A 12670-nucleotide genomic window follows, 5' to 3' on the forward strand; every position below is an offset into this window, starting at 1 on the left:
CTCAATGTTTCTTATTGTCGCGCTAAACGAATAGGGCGAGGCATCCATGTGGAGTCCGATACACGGCAAGGGTTGATATCCAATCCACCACGGCGTGTATAGGTCGCATATACCATCAGCTTTTCCGGTTTTAGATTTTGCCAGATATCGGCAAATATCTGTTCCACACATTGTTCATGGAAACCGTTGTGCTGACGATACGAAATAATATAAGCCAATATGCTCTTATAACAAGGTTTTTTACCTTGATAGCGTATAAATACTGTACCCCAGTCTGGTTGTCCAGTGACTGGACAGTTACTTCTTAATAAATGTGAATATAGCTGAACTTCGACATTTTCATCGCTTTTATTATCTAGAGCCAATAACGTTGCATCAGGATGATTTTCCAGACGTTCTGGGATCAGTTCATCCAGGCAGATTCCTTCAGGCTTGGCAATGTCCAGCTCATCTATATGGAACAGATCTAGCTTTACGTCCGCTTCAGCGGCTTTAGATAAATCCTGTTCGACTGTCGCAATAAAAGCTGCTTTAGACTCAAACTTGGCAAAATTCAGACTGTTGAAATACAGCTTAAGAGATTTGGATTCAATCAAGTTTGGAGAAGATGCGGGTAAAGTCATTCGACCAATTGCGACCTGTGGTACACCGGCAGCATTTAACCAGGATATTTCAAAAATATGCCACCAGTCCGTACCTTGTTGAATTGCTTCAATATGAGCATATTTCTCACGCGCAGGCGCACGTGAGATTGGGTACAGAATCTCCGGTTGATATTCTGTTGGATAGTTGGTTTCTTTACCAAGAAGAGAATGTTCTACACTCATTATTCACGCATTCCTGAACCACGAGACAATAAATAGTAAGCAATACCGTATAACACAGCACACCAGAAGGTAATCACAGCCAATGAAATGGAAACATTGACATCGCTATGACCTAAAATGCCGAAACGGAATGCATTCACCATATAGACGATCGGGTTAATTAAAGAGAGATTTTGCCAAAAAGGGCTTAAAACACTGATGGCATAGAATACACCACCTAAATAAGTCAGGGGAGTCAGCACAAAAGTGGGGATAATCGAGATGTCATCAAAGGATTTGGCATATACCGCATTAATAAAGCCACCCAATGAAAACAGTAGCGAAGTAACGAGTACTGTATATATAGTTACGAACCAGTTAGTAATATATAAGTCAGTAAAAAATAGACTCATGCTGGTCACAATAATTGCCACCAAAATACCACGTGCCACGCCACCTAGAACATAGCCCCACAGGATTGCATGTAGCGGTACCGGACTCATAATCAGTTCTTCAATGCTCTTTTGAAATTTAGAGCTAAAGAAGCTGGAAGATACGTTGGCATAACTGTTGGTAATGACCGCCATCATGATCAAACCGGGCACAATGAACTGCATATAGCTAAAGCCGCCCATTTCTCCAATCCGTGAACCCACCAGATTACCAAAAATCACGAAATATAAAGTCATGGTAATGGCAGGTGGAAGTAGGGTTTGGGGCCAGATCCGCATAAAGCGGCGGATTTCTTTATAAATGATGGTATAGAGGGCAACGCCAAGCTGATTTAAATTCATTGCGCAGCTCCATTGAGGTTTTTCTCAACCATTTTCACAAACAATTCTTCAAGACGGTTGGATTTGTTACGCATACTACGTACTTGGATATTCTGTGCTTCGAGTAACTGGAACAGTTCATTCATACTATGTGCTTTATCTAAAGTGACTTCCAATGTCATTGGATCGACCAGATTAAACTTCACACCAATAATATCGAGCTGGAGAGGTTCGATTGGTTCGGCCAGATCGAAGATAAAGGATTCTTCATTTAGCTGATTGAGGAAGTTCTTCATGGTGGTGTCTTCTTTAATGACACCACGGTCAATGATTGCAATCCGGCGACACAGCATCTCTGCTTCTTCTAAGTAGTGAGTGGTCAGAATGATTGATGTACCTTTATTGTTCATCTCATTCAGAAAGTCCCACATCGAGCGACGCAGCTCGATATCGACACCCGCCGTTGGTTCATCCAGAATTAACAGTTTTGGTTCATGCATCATGGCACGAGCGATCATCAGACGACGTTTCATCCCGCCTGAAAGCATGCGTGCCTGTGTAGCGCGTTTTTCCCACAAACCCAGTTGGTTTAAATATTCTTCGGCACGTTCTTGAGCAATTTTCTTTGGAATACCGTAATAACCCGCCTGCGTAACAAGGATGTCGAACGTTTTCTCGAACTGGGAGAAGTTGAATTCTTGTGGTACTACGCCTAAACACTGTTTCGCTTCAGAAGGGTGGGTATCCAAGTTGTGACCAAAAATCTCAACAGTCCCAGAGGTTTTTCTTGTTAAGGAACTAATGATGCCGATGGTTGTAGATTTACCTGCACCATTCGGGCCGAGCAGGGCATAAAACTCACCCTCTGGTACATCCAGATTAATACCTTTTAATGCTTGAAAGCCATTGCGATAGGTCTTTGACAAATCCCTTAAGGTCAATGCATCAGTCATGGAGATCTCAAATGGTGAAAAATTGAGATATTGTGAGTGATCTGTATAAATAAGCCAAGTGATTGAGTGGGAATTCTTTTATAAAGGTGTGAGAAGATTGTTCAAAGCGTAGTCACTAAAATCACTAGCTTATATATAGTTGTTTACCTTATGCGATTTTTTGTTATGATGTGCGCACTCCTCATATAAGCGCTCATAGCTCAACTGGATAGAGTACAGGTCTCCGAAGCCTGTGGCGTGGGTTCGAGTCCCGCTGAGCGCACCATTTCTTTATTTGAATAAATCCTATCCAATCATAATATTATTAAAGATTAATAACTTAAATCTTTCTATTGTCCGAGGCTTTGTTGCACAAAGATTTAAAAGACAACACTCTGCTCATTTGAACAGAATTCAAGTGACAACTTGGGTATGAGGACGACCTAATTCTGTAAATTTGTTCAATACGGCTATGCGTGCATGAATCTCATTCACCTGACTAGAAAAACTCCTTGCTGTTAATTTATCACCTAATAGTTTGATGCAATGCATCTTGGTTTCAACTAAACTTCGACGATGATAACCAGACCATTTTTTCCAAAGCGTTCTTCCTAAACTTTTAACTGTTTTCAGTAACTCATTCCGCTCTAAAGATCTCAATTTCTGATCTTTCCATGGTTTTGCATTTTTTTCTTGGCGGAATGACCGCATGTGCATCTCGATCTAGAATGACTTGTCTGCAGTGCTTCGTGTCATAAGCACCATCGGTATAGACCGAATCAATTCGTTCATCTAAGGGAATTTGAGCAAGTAAATCACCGAGTACTTGCGAATCGCTCACATTATTTGTAGTAAGCTGTACTGCACGTATTTGCAAGGTTTCAGCATCGATGCCAATATGAAGCTTACGCCATTGGCGACGATATTCAGGTCCATGTTTCTTACGTTTCCACTCACCTTCACCTAGAAACTTTAAGCCAGTTGAGTCGACGAGTAGATGTAGCCCATCACTACTTTTTTGATAGCTAATCGCAATATTAATATGTTTTTGTCTTCGACAAAGCGTACTGTAATCTGGTGCGGTCCAATTTAATCTACAAAGTTTAATCAGACTTTGAACAAAACCTGTGACCATGCGTAAAGAGAGTCTAAATAAAGATTTGATCATTAAACAGCATTGAATAGCCTTATCGGAGTAAGTTTGATTTCGACCTTGCTTGTCTTGTGGTTGTGCATACCACTGAGTGTTTGGATCAAACCAAATGGAAATGTTGCCCCGATTAATAAGAGCGCGATTATAGGAAGACCAGTTGGTTGTACGATAAGTTTTAGGAGTATGTTTATTCATTTTGAAATTATAGGACTGAATAAACCTTATAGGCTAGGTTTGTGCAACAAAGCCGACTTTATTTATTAATATTAAAATAGAGTGATTCTGATGAATTTAATTTAGATCATTCCAGCTCCAAAATGAGGCTGTCTCATGTCTAGGATACTGGGAGCAATCCAGATTTTATATTCATACTGACGTATAGTGCAAATCGAATCTTCATAGTTTTTTTTCTAAATTGTTTATTTTTAGAATAAAGATAAAAAGTACAGGACTTAGAAATATCCATAGAGCCACAAAGCTAATACTCGAGCTAAACTGGGTACGCAATAAAAACATTGCGACGAATAAGAAAATACCCGCAACGAATTTAGTGTGCGTAGGAAAATTCGCTAAAAAAGTGTAACGAGATTTTCGGGTTTTTAGGATCTGCTTTTCACTTACCGTATAAAAACCAAAACAGCTCAGCCAAAGCAGACCGATCACTGCAATCCATATCATGTTGATGATTCCTGTTGCGTGACTTTTAGTTTGGCCTGAATTTTATTGACCGCCTTTTGCTGAATGGGCGTAATTTTCTGGTGTAAAAAAAGGGCAAGCAGTGCCAAGCTCCATAGCATCAGATCGATTCTCAGAAACGGCCAGTAAGTTGTAAAAGAATCAATATAGTCATGGGAAATGAGATAATAAATATTGATCAGCGGCAGCATAAAAGCAGTACCAATCAGGATTTTAAGCTGAGTCTTCCATAAATATTGCTGCGGTGTTAAACATGCCAGAATGAAACTGCCGAGCCAAATACTGAAAAAACTATAAATTTCATAATTTGGTGCACTTACAGGGATGCTGATAAAACGATTCGCATAGAGATAAGCCAGCATGGCAAGCGGCAAGCCAATGATCATGGTGATATTCAAGCGGTTCACCAAATAATGTCCGAGATGAAACCGCGCTGATTTTTTCTGCATCTGGCGCTTCAGACTCCACAGCAGCAGACCGGAGGCAATCATGGCACAGCCCAATAGGCCAGAGAAAAACAGTCCTAAACGTAAGGCTGGCTCGGCAAAACGCGCCATATGCAAGCCATACATGCCGGCATTGAGTGTGGCAATTGCACTTTCATTGCGTGTATTTTCAAGCAATTTTCCGGTAGCGGCATTTAAAATGAGCTGTGCCTGATTTCGGGTAATGGAGTGATCTTTCAGTTGGGTTAAGGTCATGTGTGCCAGCTGGGTATTGGGCTGCTTGACCGTGATATTGTCAAATTCCGCATGTCCCCAGTGTTGCTGCGCCGTGGTGATAAAATGTTGAATTGGCAGCATCTGGGTTTTCACAGGAACTGAGGGGGTGGCTGATGTATTGATTGTGCGAATTTCTTCAAAATATTGAAAGGGATTGTCTGGATAAAGTTTTTTCATACCGGAAGGCAACACGATATAAAAGAAAATCGCCAACCCGGTAAATGTCATGGTCAAAAAGAACGGCAGAGCAATCACTGAACTAACATTATGAAAATCCAGATAAGAGCGCTGTCCTTTAAAGGCTCTTAGGGTAAAAAAGTCTGTCAGGATTTTTTTATGGGTAATGATTCCTGAAATTAGAGTCAGTAACATGATAAAGGCAGCAATCGTCACAATGAGACGACCAATCGTGTAGGGCATACCATAGAGCTGAAAATGAAAATTATAGAAAAAATTTCCCCCTTGTGTGGCTGAAAGTTGTAATTCTTTTCCTGTCGAAGCATTCAGGGTTTTGACTTCATAGCCACCATCCATTTTTTGCCAATAAACTTTATTCACAGGTGAATCTTGATTGGCAACTCCGATATACCAGTTTTGGGCGTCCGGTGCATGCTGCTGTAAATAGCTGTAAGCAGATTTTAAGGCAGTTTCCTGATTGACCTGCATTGTGGCAAATTCAGGCTGCATCCATAGACTGATTTCATGTCGGTAATAGGTGACCGCGCCTGTTAAAAAGATCGCAAAGAGTAACCAGCCAAAGCTTAAACCCAGCCATGAATGTAACCATGCCATGGATTGACGGACAGATTTATGCATGGTTTAACCTATGAAGCGGGAGATGGTAAATAAGCTAAGGAAAGGAAGCAGGCTATAGACCGAAAGCTTTTTTAAACTCTGGATACAGAAGATGCCAATCACAAAACAGACATAAAAAATCAGGGCAGTAAAGGTGGCCAAATAGACGGATTCCGCTTTGGGCAGAAAAACCTGTAGAAAGTAAGCCAGATCGAGTGCGATCAAATAACTGCACAAGTAGCCCATGCCAAAGGTCATGCCTAAGCGATAGAAAATGGCGAGTGGCTGCATTACAGACATCATATTTGGCCTTGAATAAATCTATACTGATGAAAATCTAAAAAACTTAATGAACAAAACTTAAAGTCGTGACCAGATACTGTTTTTTATAGGCCTGCTGATTTAACTTTCCTGCCTTGTCTGCTTCTTTGCTGACTTCAATGACATATTGACCTTTCCATGGCGTGGCAATGGTAATTTGGCCTTGGCCGTTGGTGGTGTATTTTTTTAGCCAGAATTGCGGGGAAAAGACTGTGACTTCAACATCCGCAGCAGCTTTACCCTGATACAGCACAGTGAATGTATTGCTGTTGATCTGGGTCGGGACAATATCCAGTTCGGACTCTGCTTTCAAGTTTTGTCTGCCGGATTTGGCATGATAGCTCAGCAATGATTCTCCATAGATCAATTCATGACTGAGCTGGACATCGGTCTGGCCTTGGGTTGCATAGAGCAAATGATCCTGTTGCATTTGAGGACTAAATGTTTTTTTGGCCTGAACGGCCTTTGCCTGATTGAAAGACTTGAGGGCACCTTGCTGCGTTTCTTTGAGCTGTTCACTATATTCACCAAAGAACGCATGAGTCTGCTGATTTGTGCCACGTTCTAGCCAAAGCATATGCGCCTGAGCTGAAAGTGTGATAGACAGGCCAAGGGTCAAAGCGATCATTTTTTTCATTTGTTTTACCTATTTTTGTGTATGTAGTGATGATTTAGCCCTGAACATGTCATTAAGGCTAAGCTTGAAAATCAGTATTTAAATTTCACGGCAACGCTGTAATTCGCTGGTGCACCATAAAAACCTTGCTGATTGGGGAAATTAAACAAATATTTTTCATTGGTCAGATTGTTGCCGTTGGCTTGCAAGGTCATATGCTCATTCAGTTCATAGCTGGCCATTAAGTTCACGAGCGCATAGGCATCCTGCTCAATGACTCCAGCTTTCTGGGTAATCACTCCATTGGCGGTTGCTTCAGGCACATCCAGATAGGTTTGATCCTGCCACTGCACACCAAGGCCCAGTTTCAGTTTTGGAATTTGTGGCACCTGATAGGTCGTTAAAAGATTAAAAGACTGGGTCGGATTGAAGGTACGCGCATCACCGCCATTGATCAGATCTTTCAGGCTAAACTGGGTATAACCAAAGCTTAAGTTTAAATAGTCGGTCACTTGTCCTGCCAAGCCGAACTCGTAGCCTTGGGAACGCAGGTCACTGACCTGAGTTGTGCGTAAAGTCGGGATACCATCAGAATCACGAAGCGGATAATTACTTTGCTCCGTTCTGAACACAGCCATGGTGGCGGTAAGCTTGTCATCTAGCCAAGAACCTTTGACTCCGACTTCATAGCTTTCACCTTCGATCGGTTTGTTAATGCTGCCATCATCTGCTTTGGTGGTTTGCGGACGGAAAATCGAGGTATAACTCAGATAGCCTGTATATTCAGGGCTAAAGTTATAGGTCAGACCGGCATAGGGTAAAACTTTATCTTCATCATAAACAGTATCTTTTCCATAACTACTGCCACTGCTTTCAGCCTGAACGTAGTTCGCACCTAAAAGCAGTTTCAGATCATCATTCAGATGCAGTCGGGTCGCAGCATAAAGGCTCTGGTTCTTCTGCCGGATATGCATTTCCCCACTGGTTTTCGATAGATCCCAGCTCGGTTCTTCTGGGCTAAAACTGGCTAAATCTGTGGTCAGCGGATTGGCAAAGCTGCCAGCATAACCCAATTCATCCAGACGATTTTTAGCCCAAACATAGCCCAATGAGGCTTCATGGCGTTGTCCCCAAAGCGGATAGGTACCGCTGAAACTCAGGCTGGCTTGTTGTTCTTTATTGTCATCAATATACATGCCTGGATATAGGAAGATGCCTGAAGTGCCATTTGGACCGGGGTTGCCCAATAGGAACAAGAGTTTTGAATCCCGCTGAGTCTGTTTTTCATCATAAGTTAGTTTGGCTGTCCAGTCGCCACCCAGTTTTTGTTCCAGCTCGGCAAAGTAACTTTTAATATTGCTATCCCAATAGGTCCAGCTTGGGCTGTAATTATAATTCCGTGAGTAACTGAGCTGCTCGCCTTCGGTATTGATCAGCGGATTAGAACCCCAATTCACACCATTCGGCTTGTGATTGGTTTCGGTATAGCCAGCAGTGAATAGGGTTGTATCAGTTAGATCTGCCTCCACAACAGCACCTATGCCGTTCTTTTCCAGTGTATAACGATCCAGATAACTGTCGCCATTTTGTTGATAGCCAAATACACGGCCTCTGACTTTTCCATCCTGGGTGAGAGGAGAGGATATATCTGCTTCATAGCGCTGCGTATTCCATGAACCGTAACTGGCATTCAAGGTTGCCTGAAGTTCCTGAGTCGGGCGTTTGCGAATCATGTTAATGGTTGCACCAGGATCACCAATTCCATTATTTAAGGCATTCGCGCCTTTGACCACTTCGATACGGTCAAACAAAAAACTGTCCGGATTATCATTATTATAATTATAGCCTTCGAGTGGAATACCAACGCCATCCACTAAAACATTTGAAATCTCGAAACCTCGGGCAAGGTAGGAGGTCCGTTCCGTTTCCTGATTGTTTACAATAATGCCAGGGGCATTACGCAGTACGTCCCGGGTATTATCCAAGGCAAAGTCATCCAGTTGCTGGCGGGTAAGGACATTGACTGTTTGCGGCGTTTCCTTAAGTGGAATATTCAGTTTTGAGGCGGTTGACGAGTTTTGGATGATATAGGCTTTACTCTGTTCAGAGCTGAGCTCACTCTGTTCTGATTCCGCTGTAACGGTAATCGTCGGTAATTGCTGAGTATCATCGGCAAAACTTTGCTGTGTAATTAAAATCGAAAAACTGAGTAAAGATAGCTTAAATGATGAAGGAACGGTGTAAGACATTCTGTTTAATGTAAGTGATAATAATTATCATTAATATTATTGTTTAAATTTCCTTAAAGCAATCTAAACACAATAGAAAATATGAATGAAAAATGAGTGAATGATAGGTAATTCGACAAGTAAAATTTGGATCTAAAAAGAAAGAACAATAAAAGGATCCCCTAAAAAATGTTTTATTAACTTACTTTTTGCTCCTGCCATAATTTTTTTTATATACTGCCTATAATTTTTCAAATTCTGAATTTGAATGTGAACAAGATTTTAAAGTGATTCAATGTACTAAATCTAAGTTGGGTCAAAATTGGGTCAATGAATTTTTGTATTCTATAAAATTAATTTGAAATGAATAGGTTAGGTTTTGATTTTAATTAATGTCATCTCAAAAATAATAATTTAAGCTATTTAATTGATTCTAGTTTTTAATGTATTTCAATAAAAGTAAACTAGGATCTGACACTACTCAAAAGAGTAGTGTCAGATCAAGACCTTTTATTTTTAAAATCAATTAAGATTTATTTAAATTTCCAAGTGTAATCAATATTTACACGGGTTTCATTATCAGAGCGGAAAGCCATACCTTGTGCAGGCATATCATTACGATAATGACTGTAACGCGCGCGCAGGTTTAAGCCTTCAAGCTTACCTGTTGGAATGCGATAGCTTAAATCAAAATCTAGTGCATCTTGTTCAAATTCTTCGCCCGGTAGATTTCTAATTTCAATATCCACTCCTTTACTATAACGGGTCATAAATTTAAGACCATTAAGTGTCGTGTCTTTAAAATCGTAGTCATAACGGACGTGGTAGACTTTTTCATTAATATTCGTAAAGTCAGCACTCATACTGTCTAGGAATACTGCAGGTTCAGCCCCTGCTAATGTAGGTAGGGCAGTATCACCAAACGATTGCATATAGCCAAGACTAAACGTGTGATTGCTACGATTCAAACCGAAGATCCCGCTGAAGTGCTGGTTCTCGATATCACCTGCAAGGGCATCACCTGAATCTTCACTCACGAACAAACGTAAATCAGATAGGAAATTACCGATGCCAATATCATGTTTGGTTTTTAGACCCAAGAAACTTTGTTGATATACATCATGTAAGTCTGCATGAAAAATTTGTGTCGCAATCTGATCATTTACCCTATATTCAGCCCCTAACATATGCAGGCCAGAAGATTCAGCAGTGGTGTTGAACCGTCCATTAGGATTACCTACTCGAATTTTTTCATAGTTAGTAGAATCTCGCTGGTTGACACGGTCTGTATAAAGGGCGTGAACCTTCAAGTTTTCTATTTCATTAAACTGGAGATGAGCACCACGATAGTTCTGCTGAAATAGACGGGCAGGGCTGGAAAATAATACAGGAAACATCGGTGTTAATGTCCCTACATGTAAAGTCGAGTCCTGTACTTTTGCCTTGGCGGTCCAACGGATTTCACCATATTGGTCAGCACGCTTTCTGTCTTTGCCCACAGGTAATAAACCTGAAGCAGCATACTCATTGACACTATCACCCAATAAGTTAAAACCTGCTAGGCCCAGAATATCTACACCAAATCCGACAACCCCTGGCGTATAACCAGAATTTGCTTTCAAGATAAAACCCTGTGCCCAGTCACGTGCTGCTGGAAAATCATCTCCACGCTTATAATCACGATCAAAATAGAAATTACGTGCTGTCAATGTGATCTGTGAATCATCAGTAAAACTGTTTGCAAACGCAGGAGCTAAAACTACAGGCGAAAGTATCCCCAAAAAGATTGCAGAAAATCTCATAATATTGTCCCTATATATTTAAATAGAGCTGAACTTCATGTTCAGCTCATCATAATGAAGCGATAAAAGTGTTATGAACTTACAGTTGAGCTTTGGAAATTCAGTTGAGCTGCGTGTTTATTTTGTAATTTTGACAGGCTTAGAACAGTCATAATCGCAAGAACAAAAGCACCCGCATAATAGCCATACAGGGTAAGGGAAGAAATACCGCCGTCTAAGAATGCACCAGCAACCAATGGTGATAAAATTCCACCAATACGACCAAAACCAATTGCAGAACCTACACCGGTAGCACGAACATCTGCTTCATAAATTGATGGGGACATAGCATAAAGACCTGCCACACAGCCATTTGACAATACGCCCAGAAAAACAGATAGGATAAAGGCAATGGTAAGTGTGCTAGTACTATTCACAAAGAGCAGAATTAAAATAGCGGTTAATGCCAGGAAGGCAGCTTGAACATAGAATATACGTACACGTGCACTGATGAGACCAATTAGGGCTGCACCAAACATCCCTCCCGCACTGATCAGTACACCTGCAGTCACCCCTTGTTCAGTCGTCATGCCATTTGCAGACAAGATTTTTGGTGTCCAGCTCATTACGAAGTAGAAGCCAAACATCACGAAGAAGAAACTTAACCAAAGAAAAATAGTTTGTAAGCCAAGACCAGCAGTGAATAATTTGGCAATTCCTATTTTAGGCTGTGCTGTATTATGGATACCTTCAGGAAGCTGAGGAATACGAGTTAAACCAATACGTTGGCAGAGATGATTAATACGATCCAAAGCATTTTTTGGCTGTTTGACCAGCAGGTAGTCAAGTGATTCAGGTAAAGTGAAGTATGCCACCACCAGCATTAACATGGTCGTTAAGCCACCTGCAAGGAACACAGAACGCCAGCCGAAATGGCTGATCAAAGCAATTGCGATCATACCGCCAATAGTTGCACCAATTGCATATCCAGTGGACTGCAAACTTACCGCCAGGCTTCTCCAGCGTAAAGATGCATATTCACTGGCAATCACATTACTGCTCGCTAAAATACCACCAATCCCCAGACCAGTAATAAAACGCATAATACCGAGTTGAGTTGCATTCTGTACTAGTGAAGCAGCAATCATGCTGACACCACTAATGAGTAGACAAAGCAGGATTAATGGGCGACGACCAATTTTGTCTGCCCAAGGTGCCAGGAATATAGAACCAGCCCCCATACCAAATAGACCAGCACTTAATAAAGCACCTAATTGCGCACCTGTAAGTCCCCATTCAGCTGATACCGATGATGCAGTGAATGCCATCACCAACACATCGAAGCCATCGATGACATTTAAAAAAACACAGATACCGATAACAAACCACTGATATCTATTCATGGTTTTGTTATTCATTTCCTCACGAGGGTTCTGAACCATTTACTTTCTCCATGGATTTAGACACCTATCGCGGGGATATGAACCTATCAACGAATATCAATAATTGATTCATTTAATCAGCCCTACCTAGCCCTTAGGTGTCATCCTAGTAATGTTTTTAATATGTTCATCGCACCAAAACCCGTCCATGTTTTGTTGCTGAAGTTTTAATCAGCAAATCTGCGATATGCAAAATGTAGCATTATTGGATCCAAATTCAAGCATAAAATAAATGTTTTAATCGTTTTTATGGATTAATTGGATCCACAGATCCTAGGAAATCATTGAATAATCAAGTGAAATACTAGGAATTAAAAAGTATGAATACAGGCATTCATTTTGTAAAAAACAATATGCATGATCAATTACTCAGCATATAAAACATAAATGAGTATAGAAATCATG

Annotated in this window: 10 protein-coding genes, 1 tRNA gene and 1 pseudogene; 1 reads left to right on the forward strand and 11 read right to left on the reverse strand. The window is 40.9% G+C overall.

Features of this window, described 5'->3' with window-relative positions; translation table 11 throughout:
* Positions 1–11 precede the first annotated feature (11 nt).
* From queF to F955_RS05820, 3 genes are read right to left on the reverse strand one after another with little or no spacing between them, the layout of a single operon-like run.
* Positions 12–827, reverse strand: a complete 816-nt coding sequence (queF, locus tag F955_RS05810) for an NADPH-dependent 7-cyano-7-deazaguanine reductase QueF (RefSeq protein WP_004892310.1) — start codon at positions 825–827, stop codon at positions 12–14.
* On the reverse strand, positions 827–1600 hold the full coding sequence (locus F955_RS05815; protein WP_004815236.1) for an ABC transporter permease: 774 nt from the start codon (positions 1598–1600) through the stop codon (positions 827–829). Before F955_RS05815 ends, queF begins: the two co-directional genes overlap by 1 nt.
* On the reverse strand, positions 1597–2532 hold the full coding sequence (locus F955_RS05820; RefSeq protein ID WP_004892312.1) for an ABC transporter ATP-binding protein: 936 nt from the start codon (positions 2530–2532) through the stop codon (positions 1597–1599). Before F955_RS05820 ends, F955_RS05815 begins: the two co-directional genes overlap by 4 nt.
* A gap of 189 nt (positions 2533–2721) precedes the next feature.
* Between F955_RS05820 and F955_RS05825 the strand changes: the two genes are divergently transcribed.
* Positions 2722–2797: transfer RNA gene (locus tag F955_RS05825), tRNA-Arg, on the forward strand.
* A 128-nt stretch (positions 2798–2925) separates the two neighbouring features.
* Here the strand turns inward: F955_RS05825 and F955_RS05830 are convergent.
* The 8 genes and pseudogenes from F955_RS05830 to F955_RS05865 all read right to left on the reverse strand — a co-directional run bounded on the left by F955_RS05830 (position 2926) and on the right by F955_RS05865 (position 12265).
* Positions 2926–3859: pseudogene (locus F955_RS05830) on the reverse strand (IS5 family transposase).
* Positions 3860–4060: 201 nt separating this feature from the next.
* Positions 4061–4342 (reverse strand): hypothetical protein, encoded by a 282-nt coding sequence (locus F955_RS17030; protein ID WP_004892318.1) that lies wholly within the window; start codon positions 4340–4342, stop codon positions 4061–4063.
* Positions 4339–5898, reverse strand: a complete 1560-nt coding sequence (locus tag F955_RS05840) for a PepSY-associated TM helix domain-containing protein (RefSeq protein ID WP_004892320.1) — start codon at positions 5896–5898, stop codon at positions 4339–4341. Before F955_RS05840 ends, F955_RS17030 begins: the two co-directional genes overlap by 4 nt.
* A 3-nt stretch (positions 5899–5901) precedes the next feature.
* Complete coding sequence (locus tag F955_RS05845; protein WP_004892322.1) at positions 5902–6180, reverse strand: hypothetical protein; 279 nt, start codon at positions 6178–6180, stop codon at positions 5902–5904.
* A gap of 43 nt (positions 6181–6223) precedes the next feature.
* The gene (locus F955_RS05850; RefSeq protein WP_004892324.1) at positions 6224–6835 is read right to left on the reverse strand and encodes a DUF4198 domain-containing protein; all 612 of its coding nucleotides are present in this window, start codon (positions 6833–6835) and stop codon (positions 6224–6226) included.
* A 71-nt stretch (positions 6836–6906) separates the two neighbouring features.
* Positions 6907–9063: a TonB-dependent siderophore receptor gene (locus F955_RS05855; protein WP_004892326.1), complete on the reverse strand. Its 2157-nt coding sequence runs from the start codon at positions 9061–9063 to the stop codon at positions 6907–6909.
* Between the two features lie 512 nt (positions 9064–9575).
* On the reverse strand, positions 9576–10844 hold the full coding sequence (locus F955_RS05860; protein WP_004892328.1) for an OprD family outer membrane porin: 1269 nt from the start codon (positions 10842–10844) through the stop codon (positions 9576–9578).
* Between the two features lie 71 nt (positions 10845–10915).
* Positions 10916–12265, reverse strand: coding sequence for an MFS transporter (locus tag F955_RS05865; protein WP_004892329.1), 1350 nt, complete (start codon positions 12263–12265; stop codon positions 10916–10918).
* Positions 12266–12670: the final 405 nt, after the last annotated feature.

Origin of the sequence: Acinetobacter schindleri CIP 107287 (assembly GCF_000368625.1) — a bacterium.
GTDB classification, from domain to species: Bacteria; Pseudomonadota; Gammaproteobacteria; order Pseudomonadales; family Moraxellaceae; genus Acinetobacter; species Acinetobacter schindleri.